Genomic DNA, 24762 nt, shown 5'->3' with positions numbered 1-24762 from the left:
CGGTGCAGAGTTAGCGAGATTCTAAGTTACTCAGTCGCTGTTGCAACTGTTTTAAGGACTGATATAAATCGGGCAGACGCTTATAGATGGCAGATGCTTTGAGGTAAATGGGATGATTGACGGCTGGGTTGCCAGACACGACCGACCCAGGGGGAATGGTTCCATGGACTCCGGCTTTAGCGGAGGCGATTACATTATCGCCAATAATGGTATTGTTGGCAATTCCCACTTGTCCGGCGAGGAGGACATTATTACCGACTTTTGTGCCGCCTGCCATGCCTGCTTGACCGGCGATCGCACAATTGGAGCCGATCTGAGAACCATGGCCAATTTGGACGAGGTTATCGATTTTGGTGTAGCGACCGATGCGGGTTTCACCGACGGCTGGACGGTCTATGGCGCTATTACAGCCGACTTCTACGCCGTCTTCTAATACGGTGATCCCAGATTGTTGCATCTTGTACAAACCTTTGGGAGTGGGAACGAATCCAAACCCTTCTGCGCCGATAACTGCACCGCTATGAATGACGCAATCTTTACCAATTTTTGATCGTTCGTGGATGGTACAGTTGCCATGGAGAAGGGTGCGATCGCCGATTTCCACTTGGGGATAGATCGCCACATTGGCATGGATACGGACTCCATCACCAATTTTAACTCCGGAGGCGATCGCCACATGGGGGCCGATATAGACTCCTTCTCCCAACTCTACATCCTCGGCAATCACGGCAGTGGGATGAATTTGGGGTTCGGGATCGAAAGGTTGATAAAACAGGTTAATCGCTTGGGCGAATAAGAGGCGCGGTTCCCTAGTCGCGATCCAGGCAATGCCCCGCTCTGTGGCGGCTGGGGCTAAATTGGGGGGGATAATCAGGGCGATCGCCTCTGTGGTATCGATCTGACTGGCAAACTTCGCACCCTCAATGAAACTCAGACTCTGGGGTGTCGCTTGGTCTACTGGAGCCACTCCTACAACTTCTGGATCGAGATCCGGTAAAGAATTTTCTCCAGCCACCTGACCCAACTTTTCAATCATTTCACTGAGTTTCATAGAGAGTATCACCCAACTCTAAAGGCATCTCTGCATAGTTTACCGAAAAAGGGTTGAAGGATGTCCCTTATCCTCCTGCCCCCTAGGATTCAAAAGGAAACGGCGGCTCTGTTGTCTTTAGCTCCCAATAACAAGGATGGGTTAGCCATTGCTTAATATCTTCATGTTCCGAGAAGCGGGGTTTCTGGCAGAAGCCCCGCTTTTGGTTGGTGTCTCCTAGATAGTAAAGTATGGAGAGACCAAGGAAAGGGGCGGGTTTACAACATGGGCTGGTGAGTCTTCTAGTTATGGGTTAAACCCGCCCCTAAAAATCCATTGTTAATTGTTCATTAATTACCATACCATGCTCACTGTTGCTCTCCCCAAAGGGGCTTTACTTAAAGAAACCATTCAACTGCTCCAGGAAGTGGGTCTTGATTTTAGTGCCTTTCTAGACTCCAGTAACCGTCAACTGCAAATTGTCGATCCGACGGGAACGATGAAAGGGTTGTTGGTTCGCGCTCAAGATGTGCCGGTTTATGTGGAATATGGACAAGCCCAATTGGGGGTTGTGGGCTATGATGTGCTGCGAGAAAAGAAGCCGAATGTTGCCCAAATTGCGGATCTCGGTTTTGGGTATTGCCGCATGTCGGTGGCGGTGAAGGAGTCGAGTCCGTATCAAGATGTGTTGGATTTACCTGCCCATTGTCGAGTGGCTTCTAAGTCGGTGAACTGTGCTAAGGATTATTTCTATGGTTTGGATTTACCGGTGGAGATTATCCCGTTGTATGGTTCTGTAGAGTTAGGGCCGATTACGGATATGTCGGAGGCGATCGTCGATTTGGTTTCTACGGGTAAAACCTTGAAGGAAAATGGGTTAGTAGAAATTAAGAAGTTATTTGATAGTACCGCTTATTTGATTGCCCATCCTTTAAGTTATCGCTTGAATGTGGAGGGGATTGATGATTGGATTACTCAGTTGCGCGGGGAGTCCCTGAAGAGGGGTTAAGTTGGGGGTTGGAGGGTTGTAGGGCGATCGCCGAGTCTCCATACAATTTATGGTTGATTACTCCAAATTACTCCAAATACAGCAGTTTTCTCTGCTATGCAGAACACTTTGATCCCCCTAAATCCCCCTTTTTAAGCCGGGGGGTTAGGGGGGATCTTTTACGACTACACCTCATTACCGCGCAAGGTGCTGTAAGGGGTCGTAGACTGATTCAACTCGTTCATAGCATTTAAAACTTGTTCAATCGCCATCGCTTGCTGATTCGCATTCAAGGACAATTGTTCAGAATTAATCACAATATGATTCACAGAGTCAATCATCGTATTAAAAGAATTTTTACTTGACTCAGTAATATCAACGGTAGAATTCATCGCCTTTTGAATATTGATCGCTAAATTATTAATCGCCTCTGCTGAAGCTCGACTTTGATCCGCCAATTTGCGAATCTCTGTCGCAATAACGCTAAACCCTTGACCATTTTCTCCTGCTCGTACTGCCTCAACTGCTGCATTCAAGGCTAACATATTGGTTTGATTAGCCAAATCACTAACCACTCCCGAAATCATCCCAATTTTACCAATTTGTTCACTTAAGTGAGAAATTTCTTTAGCTAACTTTTCAATTTTATCCTTTAAATTAGAATAGCCATCTGTGGATAATCTTTCATGCTTTCCTTCTAGTAAATCTAAGATTTCTTGGGCACTAATCGCCGCTTCTGAGGCTTGGTTTGCTGAAACCTGAGCCGATGCATTTAGCTCATCCATGGTTGTCGTTACTTGCTGTACAGAGCTGGCTTGCCTTTCCAGGGTATTAGTAACTTTATCCGCTAAGTTTTTTTCTTTTTGAAGAGCTGTTTCTATTGCTTTCTGCCGATGTAAAAGCTCTGTTGCCATTAAATTAAATGAGTGGGCCAGCATTCCCAATTCATCTTGAGAATATTCAGGAATAGAGATATGATAATCTCCTTGAGCAATTTTCTGGGTAGCATCGATCAATCGCTTTAAGGGCTTTGTGACTTGGGTATTCAGAATAATAATAATAAATCCTACAATGGTCACCAGTAATGCTAAACCCATTTCTACATTAGATAAAGCAAAACCGACAGCTCTTTGAGCGAGAATATTTTTAGGGAAAACAGTAACAAAATACAATTCAGGGCCGTTGATTTTCTGGACAGCTAAATATTGATTGTCTTGAGTGTTCTCAATTACTATTTTGTTGGTATCGGCTTGGGTAACTAATTCAAATATATGAATTAAGTTTTGATTTCCAGACTCTTGAATAAGAAAAGGCTGATTTCTATCTTGCAATTGATTCATTAATTCGGGATGGACAATCAGATGACCATCCCCTCGAAAAATTAAGTTATAACCTCCTTCCACTGTACTATTTACAGTGCGATCGACTAAATCATTGAGAATAACATCATGGCCAATGGATATAATTTGCTGACCATTGATATCAACAGGCGTAACCGCAGTTACTAACCATAATTGACTCACGTCTTCACGGTAGGGAGCTGTCCAAGCGGTTGTTCTGAGGGGATTATTTTGAACCACAGCCACTTGATATTCTTCTTGTTCTGGCATATAAAAATTGGCATCGGCTTCATAAACATAATTGGGGACTTCTGGCCAGTAGACAATGGTAATATTATCGGGGGTCATTAAGAAGGTACTTTGAAAACGATTATGCCAGGCTCTGCCATAGGTTTCTGATAAGGTTTTCCACTCTGGAATCTGACGGCGAAGGGTTGGGGTAAGGGAGGCTGATTTACCAATATAAACACCGGATTCTTCTGTGCCGTTAAAGAGTTCTGGACGATTGCGAATCACTCCATCTGTATAGCGGACAAATAAGCGATCGAAATTTTGTTGGATCTGTTGGGAATTGGGTGATTGCTCTGAATTCAGAATGGCTTCTTTGAGGATGGCATGATTATCGGCGGCAAGATCGAAAATTTCTTGTTCTCTGGCTACTCTCTCGATTACATATTCTTTGAGTTGCTCTTGTTTTTGGCTCTTGAGGCTCGATAGGAGTTGCCAGTAGTTGAGAGCAGTGGAACCGGTAATAATGAGGGTGACACTAAGACTGATCTGAAGAAGTGTTTTTTGAGTGATGGAACCTTGATTTTTGAAAAATTTAGACATGATCTTGACCATTCATAAATTGGCTAAACGCTATAGCCCTCACCCCCTATCTTTTTCTTCCACGGGAGAGGGGGTATCAGTTTCTATTTTATCTGTTGGAGAATCCCGATAAAGCGATCGCGAAACATTAATCAATACTACGTCCATTGAAGACTTGGGGCGCTTCTCGTTTGGCGGGTGGGGCACTGCTGGCTTGCCGTTGTTGCTGTTGGTCTTTTTGGAAGTAATGTTGCCAGAGTTCGGGGGCGTTGAGGGTGTCGCCTCCATGACGGGTGAGCCGTTGGCGGATGCGACAGAGGACGGGGGTATTGACACAAGCACCGGAAATGATGGCTTGACCTTTGGTGAGGGCGGGGAGTTCGTTGAGCAAGTCCCGTCCGGCTGCTTCGACCCCATGTTTGAGGCTGTCTTGGTCTACGGGGTTGATGATGCGGAGTAGAAATTGGCTCATGCATTGGGAGAGTACGTCGGAGTCGAGTTTACCGGGGCGCTGGGTGATCAGTCCGACTCCGAGGCCAAATTTACGCCCTTCGCTGAGGATGGTTCGCAACATGGCTTTACACCGGGAGGGTTCGTGAGCGGGGGCGAAGCGATGGGCTTCTTCGAGGAGGATGAAGACGGGGAAGGGAAGATAGTTATCATCGTCGGGGAGGAGCTTTTGTTTTTGGGTGTTCATCCGCGCTTGATAGCTTTGGCGCAAAAGGGCGGCACAGATGACTTGTTGTTCTTCTTGGGGGATTTCGTTCATTTGCAGAACGGTGACTTGGCCGGGTTCAAAGAGGTTTTGGGGGGTGAGGTGTTTGTAGGCGTGGAAATGGGGCGATCGCTCTAACCGTTCGAGTTTCCATTCCAGAGCAGGGGCTGAGGTTCCTACTTTTTCGTTCCCTTCGTCGTCGGTTTGGCGATCGGCTTCATAAACGGCGGCGATCAGGTCTTGTACATCCCAGCGATATTCGGAGTTTTTGTGTCTTTTGAGGATGCTGAAGGCTTGGTGGAGGATGGACTGTTGGCGATCGCTCATGGTCGGCAACAGCATCAAAATATCATAGTAGTCCAAGGACGACAGCCGGATATGCACGTCTTCTGGCAGCAGAATTTTCACCTGGGGACTATAGCCATCTTCACCGCGAAAAGCCGCATGGCCTTGTAAGTCGGCTAGGGTTCCATACTCTCCGTGGGGGTCGAAAATTAAGACCGGGGCGCGGTTGTGGGGGGCGAGAAACTCTTCAATCAGTACCCCAGCCGTGTAGGATTTTCCGGAACCCGTGCCCGCAAGAATAGCTAGGTGGGTACTGACTAATTCTTTTACATCTAAAACTACGGGCACATTGCCACCCGGACGCAGGAGAATCGATCCCATGTGGGCGCTACCGACTTCTCCGGCTTGTTTGCGGTTGATTACGGACTGCAAGAGGCGATCGCTCGCCAACATCACCTTCGCTCCCGGATCGGGGGACTGGCGAGGGTTAAGAAATCCTAAATTCGGGTGAAAATACCCAATTACTTCTACGCCAACCTCATACAATTCCGGGTTTTTATCCGTAAATCCCACTAAAGCGGCGATCGCCTCTGGACTCGTTTCTGGATCGGCAAAGATGCGATCGGGCAAGTGATCGATTAGACTTATACTTGATATCTTACCGAGAATTTGCTGATTTTTATCCTCTGAAATCAACGAATAATAAACCAATTCGCCGATTTTGACTTGGCGATTATTCGTTGTAATAAATACATATTGATTGCCCGTTTCACCTGGGCCTTTGACCGTGCCAATAATCTCAGCCGAAGCCTTGGATTGGGATGATACGGATGATTGTCTACCGATCATAGTCTACCCTGAATTAATTAATTAAGAAAACATAAAAAAAACAACTAGATTGGCAGATTATTGCTAGTAAGTTGCTTGTCGTTTGGAGAAAGTTTGTGGAATTTTCGGATCTCTTTAGGGAGGACATTATTGTACCCTGTAGTTGGGGTTGATGAATAAGTAACTCAACCCAATGCATCAGAAGAGTGAAGTGAGTTTCAAGCTGTGAATATTAACAATTTGGGCATCTCCTTCAAGCTAAAGACTTTTAGTTTTTTGAATCAATGATTAATCAATGTGGGGGTACAAAAAGTATGTCATTTAAGGGACTTAGTAGTGGTAAAAATACGGATATAAATTGTACCCAAACCCTCGATCGAGCTAATTATAGCCTACCCTACACTCTAGAATCTGGTGATACTTGTACTCCAGCATGGAATTCTACTATGGAAAATTTGAATTTAGACCGGGGACTTTCATTACCAGACAGTGCCTGTGTTGGGGTGAGTGCTGTTCCGGGGTCTGTCTCCCCAACTCCCCAAACCCTGCGCCAATTCCAAGTCTTAGTGGCCGAGCGCACGGCCCAATTAGAATTGAGCTTGAAAGTGCAAGCCAAACTCTATGAACAAACCCGCCGTCAGGTGGAAGAGCTACGCCATCTGAATGAACTTAAGGATGAATTCTTAAGTACCATTAGCCATGAACTGCGGACTCCTCTAACCAGTATGTGCTTGGCGATCCGGATGTTACGCCAACCGGGAATTTCAGCCGATCGCCAACAAAAATATCTGGAAATTTTGGACAGTCAATGCCAACAGGAAATTCATCTGATTAATGACTTACTCGCTCTGCAAGAATTGGAAGAGCAGACGGTAGAGACTGACCATCAAGCGTTAGATCTGCAAGAGTTGATGGAGCAAGTCACCGCTAGTTTTGAGAACCAATGGAGCCATAAGCATTTGACTCTGAACCTAGAGATTGCTCCAGAAGCTACAAGCCTAGAAACTGAACCAGAGAGTGTCAAGCGCATTCTAGCAGAGTTGCTCGCCAATGCGGGCAAATTCTCCGATGCCCAGAGTCAGGTTAAGATCCTGGTGCAACCCTATCAGGCAGAAGGGATAAAAGGAGTACAAGTGGCGATCGCCAATCAAGGTATGGGAATTCAGGCAGAGGAATTAGGCGAAGTTTTCCAGAAATTCCGTCGCGGAACTGGAGTCACCGAGCGGGCGATCGCCGGAACCGGTTTAGGCCTAGCCCTGGTGAAGGCTTTAGTGGAACAATTAGGAGGAACCATCACCGTCCACAGTCAACCCCTTAACTCTGGCTCATCCTGGGAAACCTGTTTTACCCTAATCCTTCCCCAGAGTTAATGCTAGGCTGTGATAGCGGTTGTGAATGTTAACGGGTCAGCCCCCAGAATGCTCAAAATTACTCAACCTTCCTCCCTACGACGTTGGCAAAAACTCACCTATTCTCCAGTCATTCGCCAAATTCAAATTTTTTTGGCGGCTTTTCGCTTCATCACCCTATTACTGTGGGATCGCTGGCGTGGAGGCCCCTCTTCTGCCCTCAAACGCAAACGGGCTAGGGGTTTAGTACAAACGTTACTGAAGCTGGGCCCGACATTTATTAAAATTGGTCAGTCTCTCTCCACTAGGGCCGATCTCTTACCCGTCGAATATGTAGAAGCCCTGGAACAACTGCAAGATCAAGTTCCTGCCTTTGAAGTCCAAACGGCGATCGCCATTATCGAGCTAGAACTAGGCGCATCCGTAGGGGCGATCTTCCGCGACTTCGATCCCCTGCCCCTCGCTGCTGCCAGTTTAGGCCAAGTCCATCGCGCCACCCTCCACACCCAAGAAGAAGTGGTGATCAAAGTCCAACGTCCCGGACTCAAAGCCCTATTCGATGTCGATGCTAAAGCCATCTATCGAGCCATCCAAGTCACCGAATTTATGTTTGCTTGGACGCGCAAATATGAACTGCGAACCATCTATAGTGAATTCTTCCGCATTCTCTATCAAGAAATTGACTACAAACAAGAAGGCTTAAATGCAGACCGCTTCCGGCAAAACTTTGCCAAAGACCCTAAAATTATCGTCCCTCGGATTTATTGGCGCTACACCACCCACAAAGTCTTAACCATTGAATATTTACCGGGCATTAAAGTCGATAACCGCGCCGCTCTGATCGCCTGCGGTCTCGATCCTCAGAAAATCAACCAAATTGGCATTTGTTGCTATCTCAAGCAACTCCTCTTAGATGGCTTTTTCCAAGCCGATCCCCATCCCGGTAATTTAGCCGTTACCTCTAAAGGACAACTGATTTTCTATGATTTTGGCATGATGGGAGAAATTCAATCTTTGGCCAAAGACCAAATGATCCGCAATTTTTTTGCGGTCTTACGCAAGGATACCGACGAAGTTGTAGAGACCTTGATCAATATGGGTTTAATTGAACCCATGGCGGATATGACTCCTGTGCGTCGCTTGATTGCATTTTTGTTGGATCGATTTACAGAACGACCGGTGAATTTTCGCGAGTTTACTTTAATTAAAGATGAACTCTATGCCATGTTTGAGCAGCAACCCTTTCGTTTACCCGCAGAGATGACGTTTGTGTTAAAGGCTCTCACGACTTTAGATGGTATTGCTCGTATTTTAGACCCAGAATATAATTTCGCTGCCTCTTCTCAACCCTTTATTCGGGAAGTGACTGCGGGGAAAGGGACGGGATATTTAGTCGGCGAAACTCTAAGACAGGTGAAGTTGTGGGTACAGTCCCCCTTTGAAAAGTCCAAGGTTACGGATGAATTCTTGGAGCAGTTAGGGAAACGAATGGATGGGGGAGACTTGATGTTTTCGGTGAGAGCGAAAGAGAGCGATCGCCTGTTGGAGTCTCTCAGCTTAGGACTACAAAGCCTACTCTATCTCTGTGGCGCTGGCTTTACGTTGATTTCCAGCACCATTTTGTTTGTGGGCCAATTTTCTGCATGGGCGATCGCCCTTTTGTGTGGATCGGGGTTGTTTACTGTGTTCTGTCTGCGATCGCTCTTTCGCCTCTCCCTACGCAACCGCCTCAACCGTATTTCTTAGCTAAGGTTCTTTAAAAACACTGTAGGGGCGGAAAAGTTTCTACCCCTACAATACTATATTCTGTTTTATATACCCCCAAGGGAATTCGAATCCCTGTCGCCTCCGTGAAAGGGAGGTGTCCTAGGCCTCTAGACGATGGGGGCTTGTTTTATTCACCTTAATCATCATAACTAAGGTTTTTTAAGCTGTCAACCCTCAGTGGGAAATTTTTTTTGAGAGTCGGGGGATGGGGAGATGGGGGGATGGGGGGATGGGGGGATGGGGAGATGGGGAGGAATGAGCTACTCATTACTCATTACCCATTACTCATTCTTGGCCGCACAGAGGGCAGCACCGATCAAGCCTACTTCTTGATTGGTGATGATGTAAATCGGAATTTTTTGGAGGAGTCTAGACATACGACCCTTATTCAGGAAAGCCTGTAAAAAGCGTCCATCAGTCATCAGAGACAGGTTTTTGGCCGCCACACCTCCAGCAATATAGAGTCCGCCATAGGGGAGTAACTTCAGGGCTAGATTGCCCGCTTCCGCGCCATAGGTCTCCATAAAGATATTCATGGTTTCTTCACTGAGGCGATCGCTCTTTTGTTGAGCCGATCGCGAAATCACAGCAGCCGGATCGACAGTGGTCTCGTTATTTTCGCGACCGATCTGGGACTTCCAGGTTTTAAACACCTGTATTAATTCTGGAGATTCTTCAGCCCATTGGCGATCGCGCAAAAACTCGTAAATGGCCACAATTCCCATACCCGAAACCACCCGCTCCACCGAAACCCGATCCCACTGATATTTATCTCGCAAATAGTGCAATAAATCGGATTCTAGGAGCGTGCGAGGGGCAAAATCTACATGGCCCCCTTCCGATGAAAATACCTGATACTCTCCCTGAGCATCTGGAAGCAAAAAGCCTTGTCCTAAACCCGTTCCTGCACCAATGACGGCGATCGGCGCTTGGGGTTGAGCTTCGGCTTCCTGTAAACAATACAGATCCTGCTGGCCGAGTCCCAAAATCCCATAACCCACGGCGGCAAAGTCATTAATCAAACTCACCTGTTGTAGATGTAGCTCCTCTTCCAGGCGATCGCCCTGGAGATGCCAAATGAGATTGGTTAATTTTGCTTCATTCTGCTCCACCGGGCCGGCGATCGCAAAACAAGCCCGTTCTGGATATCCCCAATCTTGCCCTTCTTCCTGCAAAAACTGATGGACAATGGGAACGAGATCCCCAAACTCCTGACTTGGATAGCTTTGCTGGGCCAAAACCCTCAACGGTTCCCCTGAAGAGCTTTGTTCCACCAGTCTGAGGATCGTTTTCGTCCCCCCAATATCCCCTGCTAATAATACCGTCATCTTAATTAAACCGAATTCGACTTTCACGAGAACTTAAATGGGAAGTATCCCCATTTAACTCCATAATGAAGCGATCGCCATTTCTGACCACCTTCACCAAAGCGCACAAAGACGCATTCACATCCGCTCCCGTCACCCCATCCACCAGTCCCATCGCCATCCCCAAAACGGACGCACCATGGCCCACCAACAGCAAATCCTCATCCGGAAACCGATTGACTAAAGTGCGGATAGTTTCTCCAGCACGAGCAAAACATTGGGCCTCAGTTTCAGGATAACCCGGTTCTCCCTCAATAGGAACCTCTGGATCGAGATGGGGAAACTCAGCCGCCAATTCTGACCATGACCGAATTTCAGGCATTTGGGTCATCCACTCTGGATTTAACCACTCTCCCAAGCCCCAATGCAAGCGCAGGGGTAAATTGAGGACTTCCGCCACCCCATGGGCCGTTTGCACCGTTCGCAGAAAAGGAGAAGCAAAAATTCGGCTAATTCCTTCTGATTTTAGGCGATCGGCCAACTCCTGCACCTGCACCAAACCATCATCAGACAAAGGCGGATCGTAACGGCGATCGGCCGTATTAAACCACTCCGGATTCACAAAATCCAAGCGGTTAGCATGTCGTGCAATCCAAATTGTTTGAGCCATAGAGCCAGATTCAATCCTGAGTCAACTGCAAAAAATAACCAAAGGAGGGGTAAGCAACTTACCCCTCCTCAAACCCGACTAATTTACCAATTTACAACTTAGTAACGACGGAGGTTCGCATTCGGTTTGTGAACAATGAAGCTCAGAACTTGACACTGTTTAATATTGTCAAATCCCATCACCCGAACATAGCTTTCGCGATATTCAGCACGACAAGCATCAATTTCAGCCATCACTTCATTGACGGTTCTAGCATGGAAAAGGGGCAGTTTCCACAGCGTCCAGTAGTGCATTTCCGGGCTGGAATCTTCACTAAATTCCACACCAGCAATATAGCCTTGATCCAAAATATATTGGATTTGCATCTTGATCTGAGCATCAGTCAGAGGAGGCAGATAGGAAAGCGTTTCGTAACGGCGCTCTTTAGGTAAAGTTTGCATGGTTTTTTAAGCAGTTGTGTCTAGAATATTGGACTCAAAGTAATCCAGCAATCCTCAATCTGAATCGGCTGGGGATTGGGTATCGGAAGAAGAATCAGGGATATTAAGTTGCGTTACCCGTTCAAGATATTGACGGCGATGTTCCATATTGCTTTGTTGAATATTACTGCGAACCATTTCAGGTAAGAATTCAGTAACTTCTTGGGCCAAATGTTCTCGTACCGTCATCACCCGGAAGGCCATCTCTGGTTTAGCTTGGAAAAGTTCATCAAGATAGGCTTCCCCATCCTGAATTTTCCCCGTTGAGGAAAATCCACTCAGCCAAACCGCTTCACCGGGATTGGTTTCTCTTAACTGGTTCGTGACTACTTTCACCGCTTGATAAGTGAGATAACTCGCCATTACACGGCTAGTCGCTTTGGCAACGTTTTTAATATCCATGTCCTAATCTCGGCCGCTAAGATGAAAGAATCTCCGATTTTAGAGGGAGACTAGGGGCAAGATTGTGATGAACAACACTCTTGCCTCTTCTTCCTCTTAACGGATGCTCTAACTCTGGACAGAGATTAGAGGGTATCCATGGCCTCGAACTCGAACTTGATTTCTTTCCACAGTTCGCAAGCAACGGCCAATTCAGGAGACCATTTACAAGCTTCGCGGATGACATCTCCACCTTCGCGGAAGAGGTTACGACCTTCGTTACGAGCTTGGATACAAGCTTCCAGAGCCACACGGTTGGCGGTTGCACCCGGAGCATTACCCCAGGGGTGACCCAAGGTTCCACCACCGAACTGTAAGCAGGAATCGTCACCGAAGATTTCTACTAGAGCAGGCATGTGCCATACGTGAATACCACCAGAAGCAACGGGCATTACACCAGGCATGGAAGCCCAATCTTGGGTGAAGTAGATCCCGCGTTGACGGTCTTGTTCAATATGGTCTTCGCGCATGAGGTCAACGAAGCCCATGGTGATGCCTTTTTCACCTTCGAGTTTACCCACAACGGTTCCAGAGTGCAGGTGGTCACCACCGGACATCCGTAAGCATTTGGCGAGAACGCGGAAGTGAATTCCGTGGGCTTTCTGACGGTCGATAACAGCGTGCATCGCACGGTGAATGTGCAGCAGTACGCCATTGTCACGACACCATCTGGCAAGAGTGGTGTTCGCGGTGAATCCTCCGGTGAGGTAGTCATGCATGATGATGGGAGTGCCGATTTCTTTGGCGAATTCGGCCCGTTGCATCATTTGTTCTACGGTGGGGGCGGTTACGTTGAGGTAGTGACCTTTAATTTCACCGGTTTCCGCTTGGGCTTTTTCAATAGCTTCTTGAACGAACAGGAAGCGGTCTCTCCAGCGCATGAAGGGCTGAGAGTTGATGTTTTCGTCGTCTTTGGTGAAGTCTAGACCACCACGCAGACATTCGTATACGGCACGACCGTAGTTTTTAGCGGATAAACCGAGTTTGGGTTTGATGGTACAACCGAGCAGGGGACGACCATATTTGTTGAGTTTGTCCCGTTCTACGGTGATTCCGTGGGGAGGGCCTTGGAAGGTTTTCAGATAAGCGATGGGAATCCGCATATCTTCTAAACGCAGGGCACGCAGGGCTTTGAAACCAAATACGTTACCTACAATGGAGGTCAACATATTGGTTACGGAGCCTTCTTCAAACAGATCTAGAGGATAAGCTACATAACAAATGTATTGGTTATCTTCTCCAGGAACCGCTTCAATATCGTAGCAACGACCTTTGTAGCGATCGAGATCGGTTAATAGGTCAGTCCATACCGTTGTCCAGGTTCCGGTGGAGGATTCCGCAGCTACCGCAGCGCCTGCTTCTTCAGGAGGAACGCCCGGTTGCGGGGTCATCCGGAATGCAGCTAGTACGTCGGTATCTTTCGGTGTGTAGTCTGGTGTGTAGTAGGTTAACTTATAATCCTTTACACCAGCTTGATACCCAGATTTAGACTGGGCTTGAGTTTGAGCGTAAGACATGAAATCCCTTCCTAAAAACTAGCACTTAATACGTTTTGTGCCGATTGGCTAGATGTTTAAGAATATATCAAGATTCGGGCCTTTTTTTGTTCACTTCTACTTGTTTTGCAAATAATCCTTACTTATGTTTACAGGAATCATTAAGCTTTATCACAATGATCTTGACAAAAGTCTACATTTATTAAGAAAATGTTAAGCCTGATTTTTCAGGGTTGGTTTGGAGATCGCCAATAAACCGAACCTTTCCAGGATTGATGAGTAAATATCCTTGTTTTTTCTCCTCACATAACGCAATATAACGTTATCTTGTTGAAGAGGAATACTAGAGAAGAATGTTACGATCTGGACATCATTTTTGACAAAAGATAACTTTTATGGTGGGTTTTGCGATCGCCCCCTGTACTTAGCCAAGACTGTGGCAGAGCTTCTAGCATGGGGGCATCCTTTGCTATAGTGCCTGTAGGATCATTACGACAATCACTATGGCTTTACTTCATACTCCACTGTTTGACTCGTGTGTAAAACTCAAGGCAAAGATGACGGAATTTTCCGGTTGGGAAATGCCGGTGCAATTTTCGGGAATCAAACAAGAACATGAAGCGGTTAGAACCCAAGTCGGGATGTTTGACATCTCCCATATGGGCAAATTCTTCCTCAGCGGCCCATCGGTCATTGCCAGTTTACAAGGGCTTGTCCCCTCTGATCTAGCTCGTCTAAAACCAGGTGAAGCCCAGTATACGGTGCTGCTGAATCCAGAAGGCGGCATAATTGACGATATTATTGTCTATCTGCAAAGCCAAGAGGCCAATGGAGAGGAAAAAGTGGCCATTATTGTCAATGCTGCTACTTGTGAAGGCGATCGCCAATGGATCGAAAAACACCTCGATCGCGATAAAATCCAATTTAGCGATCGCACCCTCACTCAAGCTCTAATCGCGGTGCAAGGCCCCAGAGCCATAGAAACCCTACAACCTCTAGTCGAAACAGACCTCTCATCCATTCCCCGCTTCGGTCACGCCACCCTGTCTCTCCTCGGTAGTCCCGCCTTCCTCGCTCGCACCGGCTACACCGGCGAAGATGGAGTAGAAATAATGCTCAACCCAGACACAGCCCTACAACTTTGGGACACCCTCCTCAAGTCCGGCGTTACTCCCTGCGGTTTAGGAGCCAGAGATACCCTACGCCTAGAAGCAGCCTTAGCCCTCTACGGTCAAGATATTGACTCAACCACCACCCCCCTAGAAGCCGGATTAAAATGGTTAGTCCACCTCAAAACCAAAGGTGATTTTATCGGTCGCTCCGTCTTAGAAGAGCAGCAAGCCAATGGAGTCTCCAAACGGTTAGTCGGACTACAAGGAGAAGGTCGCCATATTGCTCGTCATGGTTATCCCCTTTTGGCTGCTGGAGAAGTAATTTCTGAAGTTGCCAGTGGAACCCTTTCCCCCACCCTCGGTTATCCCATTGCCATGGCTTACTTACCCAAAAAATGGGCTAAAATTGGTCAAGAAGTAGAAGTAGAAATTCGCGGCAAACGCTATCCGATGAAAGTGGTGAAAAAACCCTTTTATCGGGCTGAGTAAATTCAATGACACCGTTATCATTGCCCATCCTCTTAACCCATCCTTGACATCCTCACCGGGCTGAAGCCACCGTGATTCCTAAATCTCACGATTTAGGTTTCTGTTTCTTCGCAGTTGCCTTCACAGATTTACTCTGCTCTGGTCTTACACTCGCTCCACAGACTGACACCGCAAGTCCTGCGGCCAAGATATTACAACTGGCATTGATATCGCGATCATGCCGGGTTTGGCATTTAGGGCATTCCCATTGCCGAATATTTAACGGCATTTTTTCAACCACATGCCCGCAATTACTACAACGCTTAGAACTAGGAAACCACCTATCTATCTCAATATAGTTTCTGCCATACCATCGGCATTTGTATTCCAATTGTCGAGTCAGTTCTCCCCAACTTGCGTCTGATATTGCTTGTGCCAGCTTTCTATTTTTAACCATATTCTTAACAGCTAAGTCCTCAACCACTATCGTTTGGTTTTCGCGCACCAGTTGAGTGGTTAGCTTATGTAAATGGTCAGTTCTAGTATCGACTATTTTTTGGTGAACTCTAGCCAGTTTTACTCTGGACTTATATCTATTGTTAGAGCCTTTCTGTTTTCTTGATAAGCTTTTTTGAAGTCTCCTTAATTTACGGTAGTGTTTCTTTAAGGGTTTGGGGTTAGCTACCTGGTTTCCATCACTGGTAGTTAATAGGCTGCTAATTCCTAAATCAATACCTACCGCTTTATCGTTAGCAGGTAAAGGTTTAATGGTGGGGTCATCAAATCTAATGGAAATATGCCAACGTCCTGACGGATGGAGTTTTACGGTTACAGAACTTGGGAGACAACCGGATGGGATCTGACGAGACCAACGAATGGCTAAGGGTTCTTTACATTTGGCTAAATAGATTTGACCTTCTTTGAACTTGAATGCAGATTTAGTAAATTCCGCACTACCTCCTTGGTGTTTTTTCTTGAAATTGGGATACTTAGCACGCTTGGCAAAAAAGTTGGTAAATGCGGTTTGTAGGTGTCTTAATCCTTGTTGTAAGGGGACACAACTTACCTCATTTAAGAAATCTAACTCTTCTTGTTTTTTCCAGTTGGTCAACATTGAAGAGGTTTGAGCGTAATCGATTCTTTCTTGTGGTTGATACCAAGCCTGAGTTCTTTCATGGAGCGCTTTGTTGTAAACTAATCTTACACAACCCAAAGTTCGCCGCAATAGCGACTCTTGCTCTAAGGTTGGGTAAAATCGGTAGTTAAATGCTCTTTCCATGTGTGAGTCAAAGGATTTTTCACAGGGTAGCACCTAAGATGTAATTGTGGTAGCCTATGGTTAGTAAAGCCGCCCTGGAAGGGCGGGGTTTCAGACCCAATTTTTCTGATGAGTGACGCAGATTTTGAGCAACAGCTCGAACAAACTCTCCTTAGCTTTGCTGATATTCAAGCAGAATTAAACTATAAGCAGGCTACGGAGTCGTTGCAGTCCTTGGTCAGGAATTTGGATTTGAGTGACTCAGAACGGTCGGGACTAGAAGCAGAAATTGAAGATTTAGAAGGAATGCTCGATAAGTTAGAACAAAGTCGAGTACAAATTGCCGTGTTTGGTTTGGTGGGACGGGGAAAATCTTCGGTTCTGAATGCGTTGTTGGGAAATCCCGTGTTTGAAACGGGCCCTACCCATGGGGTCACTCGTGCTATTCATGGAGCGTCCTGGGAAGTGGCTTATCAAGAGGAGTCGGAGTTAGTCCGGGTGACTATTGGCAGGCAAGGACAGGCCCAGATTCAGTTGATGGATACGCCAGGAATTGATGAGGTGAATGGCCAGCAGCGAGCGCAGTTGGCTCACCAGGTGGCGAAACAGTCGGACTTAATTTTGTTTGTGATTGCTGGGGATATGACCCAGGTGGAATATGAGGCTTTGTCTCTGTTGCGTGCGGAGAGTAAGCCGATTTTGTTGGTGTTTAATAAGATCGATCAGTATCCGGATACGGATCGGATGATGATTTATGAAAAAATTCGTGATGAACGGGTGAAGGAGTTGTTATCTCCGGATGAGATTGTGATGGCGGCTGCTTGTCCGTTGGTTCCGGAAGGGGTGCGTCGGTCGGATGGCAGTTTGGGGGTGAGGTTGGTGCGGGGAGAACCGCAAGTGGAGGATTTGAAGCTGAAAATCTTGGATCTGCTCGATCGCGAAGGTAAATCTTTAGTGGCTTTAAATACGATGCTTTACGCGGATACAGTCAATGAGCGTTTAGTGAAGCGCAAGATGGAGATTCGCGAGGGGAAGGGGAATCAAATTATCTGGAATTTTGTCAAAGTCAAGGGATTGGCGATCGCCCTGAATCCGGTGACGGCGATCGATTTACTCAGTGCAGCCGTGATTGATCTGGTCATGATCCTGAAGTTATCCCAACTCTATGGTATTCCCATGACCCAACAAGGGGCACTGAATTTACTACAAAAAATTGCGATCGCCATGGGAGGAATCAGCGCCGGAGAATTATTCGCCAATCTCGGACTCAGTAGCCTAAAGGGTTTGCTCGGTTTAGCCACTCCTATAACCGCAGGTGCGGCGATCGGCCCCTATCTCTCTGTCGCCATCAGTCAAGCAGCAATTTCCGCCCTATCCTCCTATGGCATTGGCCAAGTCACCAAAGAATACTTAGCCAATGGCGCATCCTGGGGGCCCGACGGGCCAAAAGCCGTAGTTAGCCGCATTTTATCGGGTTTAGATGAGACTTCCATCTTAAATCGGATTAAAGACGAATTATTGACAAAATTGCAGGGCCATCAAGCTTGATATAGGGTTTTAGACCATCTCCCCCATCAATCTTCTATCGTAATCAAACAATTAGAGAAGGGCAGAGGAGCAACAAACCCTCCCCCCTACCCTCTCTACCCAAAATTACAGCTTAAATCGATAAGCCTAAGTTCAGACCTAAAAAGGCATGAATAAACAACAACGCCAAGGCTGCCGTACCCAAATAAGCATGAAGGGTACGCAAGGAGGGTTTATTATCTCCCCCAAACTTGGTAATCGAAATTGCCCCATTAAGACCCAGCATCACTAAGACAATGGAACCCGTCCAAAAATGGGGGCTTTCCAGAATCGGTTGCCCTTGCATCACCAGAGATAACACCCCTCCGGTATATCCAAGTCCTAAGAATAAGGTCAAAAACGGGGCCAGCTTGCGGTGATTAAGCATATTTTGAGTTTTCACCTCTTCATCGGTAGCATTACGTCCGCGCCATCCGACAAAGCCCACAAAACTGCCCAACACAAAAACAACAATACCCATCATCAGGGGATGCCCCCAATGGGTGATGGGTTCAGGAATACCCAAACCGGCGAAATAATCGGCAATAGGGTTAACAATCGGTTGCAGAAGGTCTCTAATGGTGTCCATGGAGTAATCCGAGTAATGATTTAAGTCAAGTGGTTTGCTATTTCCAGACTTTGGAATCTAAAAGTCTGTGGGGTTGTTCCTGAAGCCTTGATAAGACTCCAACACTTTATTAGTGTAAACAGCTATGTCCCCTTGATCATACAAATTTGCATCACCCGATACCCACCAAGCGGCTGTTCTGCGGATGGCAAGGTCTTCATTTTCAGCAGTCCGGTCATATTCTTCGGCTAGAACTTCGCCAACGATACAAACTAAAACGGCTCTGGTCTGACTGAGATTAGCAGCAAACGCTTCCGGATCTACGGATTCTCCCAGACACCATTTAGACCATCGGGTAATGTTATTGGGCCGAATTTTCCATGGGCCATACAGGGGTTCGGCGGTTTGCCCTTGGGGGGCGGACTCTCGCAGAGCTTCGACGAGCGCTATGATCTGATAGCGCTGTAGCTCTGCCCAAGCAGGAAACACACACAGGACTAGACTGGCGATGATGGCCCCTAGTCCTGCTAATCTCCAATATTTAGTTTTCACTCCTCATCACCTTTTAACGGTTAGGTTTGATGCTCACACTCTTTAAAGCATAGGCTTAACCATATAAATGAGCCACCCATTCCCCATAACCGTTATAGGGTAAGGTGGGTTGCCTCGGCCAAGTGAACGGCGCTCCTTCACTAATCACCCGTTCCGTGGCTTGAGACCATCGGGGATGGGGCTTATCTGGGTTCACATTGGCTTCAAAATCATATTCATTGGCATCGATGGTATTCCAAAAGGTGGCCGGTTGAGTGTCGAGAAAGTCAATTTTGACAATAGATTTTGCTCCCTTAAATCCATATTTCCAAGGAATAACTTGGCGGATGGGTGCGCCATGCTGTTTGGGTAAATCTTTGCCATAAATTCCCGTGGCAAAAAAGGCGAGTTCATTGGCCATTTCCTCAATTCGCAAGCCTTCGGTATAGGGCCAGGGAATGTTGGAAAAGGGACTCCAGGAGGGGCCGGTACTAATCTCTTTATCGTACCAGGAGGTAAACCGGACAAATTTCGCCTCGGAGGTAGGTTCGACTGCTTCTATGAGTTTACGCATCGGGAAACCTAACCAGGGCACAACCATGGCCCAAGCTTCCACACAGCGAAATCGATACACTCGCTCTTCTAGGTCAAAAGTTTTGCGTAAATCATCGATGTCATAGGTTTGGGGATTTTTGACTAATCCTCCTACCTCAACTTTCCAGTTTTCCGTGGGTAAAGCTTGGGCGGCTTGTTGAATGGATTTGGTCGTGCCAAACTCGTAAAAGTTATTATATTGGGAAGAAAGGGATTGGGGTGTAATTTGCAAATCTCCCTGGGGAAATTCTGGATTTTGAATAATGGACTCTGGGGTTTGATAAGGAGAGAGGGTAGAATTGGATTCACCGGTTGTACGACAAGCGGTTAAGGGGAGTAGACTGGCGGTAATTCCCGCTCCCATCAACCCCTTGAGCAATTTCCGACGATTCATGAAGACGGACTCTGGAGTGATTTGGCGATCGGGTATATCCCAGATTTGGGAAACTTTGATTAAGGTCATGACAATTGGTAAATACTCAAAGCGGCAATCAAAATCATTTTCTGTTCTATTGTAATCTGTTTTTTTGATTTTGACGCTTTAGATTAACCATAATAGGGGGATTAAAAGCAAACTGAGTAGGGCGGAAACAATTAGCGCTTTTTCGATTTTTTTATTGATTATACCCGTAATAACGATCAGAGTGACAATTAATAAAAAGACACCAATATAAACAATGATTTGGCCATTCTCTGAGACCAGATCTACCGGTTCTGGCAAAGGTTCAGGACTCGGAGACAGGGTAGGGTTTTGTACGACAAAGGGTTGTGGATGATACATATATTCTTTGCTTCTGATTACAGGCCAAATGATTCTATCATTAAATCCGAGAAAATTAATGTTTTTTTAAGTTGAGAATCTCAATTAAGAATGTATAATCATCATCAACAATACTCAATTTCTTTATTGTGCTTTCTTCAAGGATTTCAGTAACTATGATCAAGCTCAAAAAAAGTTTAGGAATGGCGATCGGACTGAGTATCGGATTGACAACTGTGGCGATCGCTGCTAACCCCGATCACGTTTCCCAACTGCTTAACGGAGGTCGCACCTGTCAAGGATGCGATCTTACGGATGCAGATTTAAGTAACATTACGGGCAGAACGGTTAAAGGCTCGCAACTTCGGCAATCTCGCCTTATGAATGCCAACTTAAGTAACAGTAACTTTGAAGGATCTTACTTCACTTGTGCCGATTTGAGCAATGCCGATCTGCAAGGTGGAAACTTTAGATGGTCTAACTTTGTGGATGCTAATCTGCAAGGGGTCGATCTTCGGGGTGCAGATTTAAGAAATACGGACTTAACCGGAGCTGATTTTACCGGATCGATCGTCGATAATAACATTAAACTCAATGGTGCTAAAATGCCGGATGGAGCGACAATTTATCAAGGCGATCCGGAAACTCCAGAGCAGATGCGAGAACCTGTCGATTTGAATACGTTAGACTTTCAAACCGCAAGAGAAGAACGGGCACAGCGTCGCTATTGTGAATCTACACAATAAGCCATAATATCCTTTCCGAGAAATCGGGTTTCTTGAATAAACCCGGTTTCTGACTCTTTCTAAGAATCTAAAAAATTGCCCGCACTCAATAACTCTTGGGCTGCTTCTAACATCTGTGGAACTAACTCTTGTAAATCTTCGCGATTGTCTAAATAAGCTTGTAGAGCGGATAGGGGATCGATTTCTTGTCCTTTCCCTAATTCGGGCAGTCGGGTGCGGGAAACTGGACTGACTAATTCGGGTTGAATTGTATAACTATGGGCGAGTTCTAGACGTTCATGAAGGTGCTGGGAATCAATCGAGTCTAATTGCTCGGATCGAATTTGATAAATTAAGCGAACAACCGCATCTTCAATGGATGATTTTTCTAAGGTATGGATGAGTTGTGCTTGGGGGTTTTCTGCTTGGGTTAAATTGACTTTAATCGTCTTAAATACCCGCACAGATAAGGGACAAAACTCGACCTTAGCCTGTCCTTTTTCTACTTCGACCAGCACATAACCCTTCTGTTCTTTCTCTTCACTAAAATCTACCCGTTCAATACTGCCGGGATAGACTACAGGAGGATCGTCACATAAAATTTGATGTTTGTGAACATGGCCAAGAGCCACATAATCAAAACAGGGACGGGCTAGGATAGACAAGGGAATGGTAAACCCTTTACCAACGGCTAAAAATCGTTCTGCGCCATAGTGGGCATTATCGACCATCACATGGGCTAAAAGAAGGGTAGGAATATTGGGATTTAGGCGACGAATTTGGGCTTCGAGGGCAGTTCGCAACCGGTCAATTAATTGATGATTAATGTCTGAAAGGGATAATTCTTGGGTTTCTGGACGAGTAAATAAACTCGAACGGGTTAACCAGGGGAGGGTAATCACTTGTATGGGGCCGTGGGCAGTGGTAATCTGATGCAAGGCTAGGCGATCGCCCACAATAAACCCTGGAACCCCTAATGTTTGGTAAATCGATAAACTCGCTCCCCCCTTCCCTTGGGCATGTTGATCGTGATTTCCCACCAAGAGTATCGTAGGAATATTCGCCTCCACCAAACGGTAAAACTGCCGCGCAAACCCTTGACTGACATAGGGAGGAGGAGTCGCATCCGGGAATGCATCGCCCCCAAATAAGACTAAATCGACCGGTTCGGCGATCGCGCGATCGATACATTTCGACAAACTCCTGATAAAATCCTCCAAGCGGGTATTCAAACCCGTTTCCCCATTCACCCGTCCATGACTCAACCCACTCCCCAAATGAATATCCGATAAATGTAAAACCTTAATCATCCTGCCCTCCACAGCCATAAAAATACCCCCATAACGATTATGGGGGATTTATAGAAATTAACGCCGATCATCATGATATTAAAGGTGCAGGACTAGAAAACACTCTCTCCTGACTATCCCCTTACGTGGATTGACTAGAATCAATCCGTCCACTGCCTCGACGAGCAACTTCTGTGTTATCAAAGGATTGGGATGAAGGGCAACCATTCTCACAGCGTCCGCTACCGCGATGATCTTCAGCATAAGTACCCGATAGACTAGACTGGGAAGCAACACTGGCACTCGTTTGTAGGTTAACCCAACCTATTGAACCAATCACCAAGGACAAAAACAGAAAACGATTAATTTTAATGGAGTTGTTGGTACGCATGGGAAACATCTGTCTCGAAGTAACTGTTCTACTTCTCATCGGTTTCCCTGGTTCATCCGGATAAACTGTAGAAGTTTATCAACTGAAAACGTCCGTAATTTCTTCCACAACTATCCAACCACCGGCTAAGTTCATACGTCCCCACAGACGAATCAGTTTTTGATTATCCAGGTTCTGTAAAGCCTCATTCACTAGAGGTTCAGTCGTAATCAGTCGCCAACTGCTTCCCCCCCATTCGTCAGGGCTGTTGACTTGCAACTGATAGCTTTGTTCCTCCAAGCGCTTAAAAAGTCCTGATACTTCTAACCCATCAGTACAAGTTTTTCCTAAGTCAGCTAGGGACAAGGGAGCATTGCCATTTTTGGGATACTCCTCTCCATCATCTAAATAATGAAATTGCCATTTTTGCCAATCTGGGGAGCCATGGGTGAGATTAAAACAGGGAATAACGGCTGCTGGGGCGCTTATATCAGTTAATAAGGCCGATTGTAAGACTTGCACCGGTAAATCCTGGGGGTCTTCCTGGCGCTGAATACAGAGCGCGGCTGCCATTCCTGCGGCTTGACCGATATTCATCACCACCGGTTGTAAGCGGGTAGCTCCATTAGCAAGATGGGAGACAGAAATATTCTTTTCGCAAACAAGAAATCCAGTAATTTCCTCTGGAACTAAACAGCCATAGGGAATAGTAAAAGGCGTTCCCGTCCATCGTCCCCCCCAGCACACAGCTTTGGGAGCAAGGGAAAAGGAGACTTCTGGATAATGATGGTCGTTGGGATAGTTGCCAATAACAATACTATTAATCTTTCCCGTTTTGTCTCTGGGTAATTGGGCCACATTTCCCTCCGATTGGGGCAAAATATCCTGTTCTGTCAGGGTAACTTTACCTTTGAGTCTGCGACTTTCCCGAAAATAGGGGTAAAGAGCGACTCCTTGTTGAAATTGAGGTAGGAGTGCAGAGCGGGGGGAGGTGGTGGAGTCGAGGACAGGAAATTGATTAACTGCTAACCCATAGCGTTGTCCGAGTTGGCTTTGAATCGTGCGCCCAAAGTTAAGGCTATGTTCTAGGGCTTCTTGTAAGAGGATAAAGTGGTTTTGAGGCGACTCAATCAGGCGATTTAGATTTACTCCATAGTCATTGCCCTTAATCGGCCAATTGATCATCATTGTGCCACCGGGCAAACGGCCATAGCTCAAGAATTTCTCTACACCATGATTTTCCCATGCTCCCGCAAAGGCTGATTCATCAACAGAACCAGGAATTTCTGGAGCATTAATTCCTTCTCCATAATCTTGCAGATGAATCACCCAAGTCGGCGCTTGCACCGGATAGCGTTCTGTAAGTTCATTGGCTTCTTTTGGAGCGCTCGGTTCTCCCCATTCCCCTTGCAGTTCCCATCCCCAACGATGGGGAATATCGGCTAAGGCGAGTAAATCTCCCAGTTCAGTTCCATCTAGGGTAAGCGTGGCGTTAACCCGCAAGTTTTGAAACCGAACACCGGTTACCCGGTTACCCTTTCGATACACTTCTAAGGGCTTTTGTCCCCAAATCCAGTCTAGGTTAGGCAGTGCGTCTACCCAGTCCTGGAAAATTTGCGCTCCTATTTGGGGACTAAAGCCAAATAAACTCACCCAATTATGGTCTAATCCTCCCGGTTGTTTCTGCCCTAATTCCCGCACAAATGCCCCCCACATTCCCGTTTGAAAGGCGGCCAACTCGCTACCATCGGGTGCAGAGACTCCGGCTGCGGTTAACATGCCCCCTAACCAGGGAAATTCACTAACGAGGAGGGTTTGAGCGCCCCTGCGAGCGGCTTGGATGGCGGCACAAGTGCCCCCCGTTCCCCCACCGACAACGAGGATTTCTGCGGTGCGTTCTTCTATTTGTATGTGGTTCATGTCTTGCCTCAGAGTTGGATACTCTGGGCATTATGGCAATAAAGGGCTTCGCTTTGGTCGAGGATGTGGGGGCAAACGGCCGTTCGCCCCTACAAG

22 protein-coding genes and 1 tRNA gene are annotated in these 24762 nt (G+C 46.5%); 6 read left to right on the top strand and 17 right to left on the bottom strand.

What is annotated here, in order from left to right; genetic code table 11:
• Positions 1-10 precede the first annotated feature (10 nt).
• Positions 11-1051: a UDP-3-O-(3-hydroxymyristoyl)glucosamine N-acyltransferase gene (lpxD, locus tag PMG71_RS16015; RefSeq protein WP_283754707.1), complete on the bottom strand. Its 1041-nt coding sequence runs from the start codon at positions 1049-1051 to the stop codon at positions 11-13.
• Between the two features lie 343 nt (positions 1052-1394).
• Between lpxD and hisG the strand changes: the two genes are divergently transcribed.
• A complete protein-coding gene (gene hisG / locus PMG71_RS16010; RefSeq protein ID WP_283754706.1) occupies positions 1395-2039 on the top strand; it encodes an ATP phosphoribosyltransferase in 645 nt (214 codons plus the stop codon).
• A gap of 164 nt (positions 2040-2203) precedes the next feature.
• Here the strand turns inward: hisG and PMG71_RS16005 are convergent, their stop codons facing one another.
• Together PMG71_RS16005 and PMG71_RS16000 are read right to left on the bottom strand one after the other, a co-directional pair.
• Positions 2204-4189 (bottom strand): methyl-accepting chemotaxis protein, encoded by a 1986-nt coding sequence (locus PMG71_RS16005; RefSeq protein WP_283754705.1) that lies wholly within the window; start codon positions 4187-4189, stop codon positions 2204-2206.
• Positions 4190-4316: 127 nt separating this feature from the next.
• The gene (locus PMG71_RS16000; protein WP_283754704.1) at positions 4317-6017 is read right to left on the bottom strand and encodes an ATP-binding protein; all 1701 of its coding nucleotides are present in this window, start codon (positions 6015-6017) and stop codon (positions 4317-4319) included.
• A 293-nt stretch (positions 6018-6310) separates the two neighbouring features.
• On the opposite strand from PMG71_RS16000, the gene PMG71_RS15995 reads away from it, so the two are divergent.
• Complete coding sequence (locus tag PMG71_RS15995) at positions 6311-7366, top strand: sensor histidine kinase (protein ID WP_283754703.1); 1056 nt, start codon at positions 6311-6313, stop codon at positions 7364-7366.
• A gap of 48 nt (positions 7367-7414) precedes the next feature.
• The gene (locus PMG71_RS15990) at positions 7415-9091 is read left to right on the top strand and encodes an ABC1 kinase family protein (protein ID WP_283754702.1); all 1677 of its coding nucleotides are present in this window, start codon (positions 7415-7417) and stop codon (positions 9089-9091) included.
• A 70-nt stretch (positions 9092-9161) separates the two neighbouring features.
• Here the strand turns inward: PMG71_RS15990 and PMG71_RS15985 are convergent.
• The 6 genes from PMG71_RS15985 to PMG71_RS15960 all read right to left on the bottom strand — a co-directional run bounded on the left by PMG71_RS15985 (position 9162) and on the right by PMG71_RS15960 (position 13526).
• Positions 9162-9234: transfer RNA gene (locus PMG71_RS15985), tRNA-Glu, on the bottom strand.
• A 159-nt stretch (positions 9235-9393) separates the two neighbouring features.
• A complete protein-coding gene (locus PMG71_RS15980; protein ID WP_283754701.1) occupies positions 9394-10440 on the bottom strand; it encodes a glucokinase in 1047 nt (348 codons plus the stop codon).
• A gap of 1 nt (position 10441) precedes the next feature.
• Positions 10442-11089, bottom strand: a complete 648-nt coding sequence (locus tag PMG71_RS15975) for a histidine phosphatase family protein (RefSeq protein WP_283754700.1) — start codon at positions 11087-11089, stop codon at positions 10442-10444.
• A 98-nt stretch (positions 11090-11187) separates the two neighbouring features.
• Positions 11188-11529: a ribulose bisphosphate carboxylase small subunit gene (locus PMG71_RS15970; protein WP_283754699.1), complete on the bottom strand. Its 342-nt coding sequence runs from the start codon at positions 11527-11529 to the stop codon at positions 11188-11190.
• A 54-nt stretch (positions 11530-11583) separates the two neighbouring features.
• Positions 11584-11970, bottom strand: a complete 387-nt coding sequence (gene rcbX / locus PMG71_RS15965; RefSeq protein WP_283754698.1) for a RuBisCO chaperone RbcX — start codon at positions 11968-11970, stop codon at positions 11584-11586.
• Positions 11971-12095: 125 nt separating this feature from the next.
• Positions 12096-13526: a form I ribulose bisphosphate carboxylase large subunit gene (locus PMG71_RS15960; protein WP_283754697.1), complete on the bottom strand. Its 1431-nt coding sequence runs from the start codon at positions 13524-13526 to the stop codon at positions 12096-12098.
• 482 nt (positions 13527-14008) lie between these two features.
• Between PMG71_RS15960 and gcvT the strand changes: the two genes are divergently transcribed.
• Positions 14009-15106, top strand: coding sequence for a glycine cleavage system aminomethyltransferase GcvT (gcvT, locus tag PMG71_RS15955; protein WP_283754696.1), 1098 nt, complete (start codon positions 14009-14011; stop codon positions 15104-15106).
• Positions 15107-15191: 85 nt separating this feature from the next.
• Here gcvT and PMG71_RS15950 read toward each other — a convergent pair whose 3' ends face one another.
• Positions 15192-16364, bottom strand: a complete 1173-nt coding sequence (locus PMG71_RS15950; RefSeq protein ID WP_283754695.1) for an RNA-guided endonuclease InsQ/TnpB family protein — start codon at positions 16362-16364, stop codon at positions 15192-15194.
• A gap of 108 nt (positions 16365-16472) precedes the next feature.
• Between PMG71_RS15950 and PMG71_RS15945 the strand changes: the two genes are divergently transcribed.
• Positions 16473-17891 (top strand): GTP-binding protein, encoded by a 1419-nt coding sequence (locus PMG71_RS15945; RefSeq protein ID WP_283754694.1) that lies wholly within the window; start codon positions 16473-16475, stop codon positions 17889-17891.
• Positions 17892-18003: 112 nt separating this feature from the next.
• On the opposite strand, the gene PMG71_RS15940 is transcribed toward PMG71_RS15945, so the two are convergent.
• From PMG71_RS15940 to PMG71_RS15925, 4 genes are all read right to left on the bottom strand, one after another.
• Positions 18004-18498 (bottom strand): DUF4079 domain-containing protein, encoded by a 495-nt coding sequence (locus tag PMG71_RS15940; protein WP_283754693.1) that lies wholly within the window; start codon positions 18496-18498, stop codon positions 18004-18006.
• A gap of 57 nt (positions 18499-18555) precedes the next feature.
• On the bottom strand, positions 18556-19029 hold the full coding sequence (locus PMG71_RS15935) for a hypothetical protein (RefSeq protein ID WP_283754692.1): 474 nt from the start codon (positions 19027-19029) through the stop codon (positions 18556-18558).
• Between the two features lie 55 nt (positions 19030-19084).
• Positions 19085-20065, bottom strand: coding sequence for a protein-methionine-sulfoxide reductase catalytic subunit MsrP (msrP, locus tag PMG71_RS15930; protein ID WP_283754691.1), 981 nt, complete (start codon positions 20063-20065; stop codon positions 19085-19087).
• A gap of 78 nt (positions 20066-20143) precedes the next feature.
• Positions 20144-20383: a hypothetical protein gene (locus PMG71_RS15925; protein ID WP_283754690.1), complete on the bottom strand. Its 240-nt coding sequence runs from the start codon at positions 20381-20383 to the stop codon at positions 20144-20146.
• 155 nt (positions 20384-20538) lie between these two features.
• Here PMG71_RS15925 and PMG71_RS15920 point away from each other — a divergent pair, with 155 nt between their 5' ends.
• A complete protein-coding gene (locus PMG71_RS15920; RefSeq protein ID WP_283754689.1) occupies positions 20539-21108 on the top strand; it encodes a pentapeptide repeat-containing protein in 570 nt (189 codons plus the stop codon).
• A gap of 59 nt (positions 21109-21167) precedes the next feature.
• On the opposite strand, the gene sbcD is transcribed toward PMG71_RS15920, so the two are convergent.
• The 3 genes from sbcD to PMG71_RS15905 form a co-directional block, all read right to left on the bottom strand.
• Positions 21168-22397, bottom strand: a complete 1230-nt coding sequence (gene sbcD / locus PMG71_RS15915; RefSeq protein ID WP_347179306.1) for an exonuclease subunit SbcD — start codon at positions 22395-22397, stop codon at positions 21168-21170.
• A 121-nt stretch (positions 22398-22518) separates the two neighbouring features.
• Positions 22519-22767, bottom strand: coding sequence for a hypothetical protein (locus tag PMG71_RS15910; RefSeq protein WP_283754687.1), 249 nt, complete (start codon positions 22765-22767; stop codon positions 22519-22521).
• Between the two features lie 78 nt (positions 22768-22845).
• The gene (locus PMG71_RS15905) at positions 22846-24666 is read right to left on the bottom strand and encodes an FAD-dependent oxidoreductase (protein ID WP_283754686.1); all 1821 of its coding nucleotides are present in this window, start codon (positions 24664-24666) and stop codon (positions 22846-22848) included.
• Positions 24667-24762: the final 96 nt, after the last annotated feature.

It is taken from the genome of Roseofilum acuticapitatum BLCC-M154 (assembly GCF_030068475.1).
Classification (GTDB): Bacteria; Cyanobacteriota; Cyanobacteriia; order Cyanobacteriales; family Desertifilaceae; genus Roseofilum; species Roseofilum acuticapitatum.
The sequence above is the reverse complement of the archived record's forward strand: the minus strand, read 5'-3'. Positions and strand labels throughout refer to the sequence as shown.

Excerpts from the sequence above, each read along its gene's own strand:
- lpxD (WP_283754707.1), bottom strand. The coding sequence starts at position 1,051 with ATGAAACTCAGTGAAATGATTGAAAAGTTGGGTCAGGTGGCTGGAGAA.
- hisG (WP_283754706.1), top strand. The coding sequence starts at position 1,395 with ATGCTCACTGTTGCTCTCCCCAAAGGGGCTTTACTTAAAGAAACCATT.
- PMG71_RS16005 (WP_283754705.1), bottom strand. The coding sequence starts at position 4,189 with ATGTCTAAATTTTTCAAAAATCAAGGTTCCATCACTCAAAAAACACTT.
- PMG71_RS16000 (WP_283754704.1), bottom strand. The coding sequence starts at position 6,017 with ATGATCGGTAGACAATCATCCGTATCATCCCAATCCAAGGCTTCGGCT.
- PMG71_RS15995 (WP_283754703.1), top strand. The coding sequence starts at position 6,311 with ATGTCATTTAAGGGACTTAGTAGTGGTAAAAATACGGATATAAATTGT.
- PMG71_RS15990 (WP_283754702.1), top strand. The coding sequence starts at position 7,415 with ATGCTCAAAATTACTCAACCTTCCTCCCTACGACGTTGGCAAAAACTC.
- PMG71_RS15980 (WP_283754701.1), bottom strand. The coding sequence starts at position 10,440 with ATGACGGTATTATTAGCAGGGGATATTGGGGGGACGAAAACGATCCTC.
- PMG71_RS15975 (WP_283754700.1), bottom strand. The coding sequence starts at position 11,089 with ATGGCTCAAACAATTTGGATTGCACGACATGCTAACCGCTTGGATTTT.
- PMG71_RS15970 (WP_283754699.1), bottom strand. The coding sequence starts at position 11,529 with ATGCAAACTTTACCTAAAGAGCGCCGTTACGAAACGCTTTCCTATCTG.
- rcbX (WP_283754698.1), bottom strand. The coding sequence starts at position 11,970 with ATGGATATTAAAAACGTTGCCAAAGCGACTAGCCGTGTAATGGCGAGT.
- PMG71_RS15960 (WP_283754697.1), bottom strand. The coding sequence starts at position 13,526 with ATGTCTTACGCTCAAACTCAAGCCCAGTCTAAATCTGGGTATCAAGCT.
- gcvT (WP_283754696.1), top strand. The coding sequence starts at position 14,009 with ATGGCTTTACTTCATACTCCACTGTTTGACTCGTGTGTAAAACTCAAG.
- PMG71_RS15950 (WP_283754695.1), bottom strand. The coding sequence starts at position 16,364 with ATGGAAAGAGCATTTAACTACCGATTTTACCCAACCTTAGAGCAAGAG.
- PMG71_RS15945 (WP_283754694.1), top strand. The coding sequence starts at position 16,473 with ATGAGTGACGCAGATTTTGAGCAACAGCTCGAACAAACTCTCCTTAGC.
- PMG71_RS15940 (WP_283754693.1), bottom strand. The coding sequence starts at position 18,498 with ATGGACACCATTAGAGACCTTCTGCAACCGATTGTTAACCCTATTGCC.
- msrP (WP_283754691.1), bottom strand. The coding sequence starts at position 20,065 with ATGACCTTAATCAAAGTTTCCCAAATCTGGGATATACCCGATCGCCAA.
- PMG71_RS15925 (WP_283754690.1), bottom strand. The coding sequence starts at position 20,383 with ATGTATCATCCACAACCCTTTGTCGTACAAAACCCTACCCTGTCTCCG.
- PMG71_RS15920 (WP_283754689.1), top strand. The coding sequence starts at position 20,539 with ATGATCAAGCTCAAAAAAAGTTTAGGAATGGCGATCGGACTGAGTATC.
- sbcD (WP_347179306.1), bottom strand. The coding sequence starts at position 22,397 with ATGATTAAGGTTTTACATTTATCGGATATTCATTTGGGGAGTGGGTTG.
- PMG71_RS15910 (WP_283754687.1), bottom strand. The coding sequence starts at position 22,767 with ATGCGTACCAACAACTCCATTAAAATTAATCGTTTTCTGTTTTTGTCC.
- PMG71_RS15905 (WP_283754686.1), bottom strand. The coding sequence starts at position 24,666 with ATGAACCACATACAAATAGAAGAACGCACCGCAGAAATCCTCGTTGTC.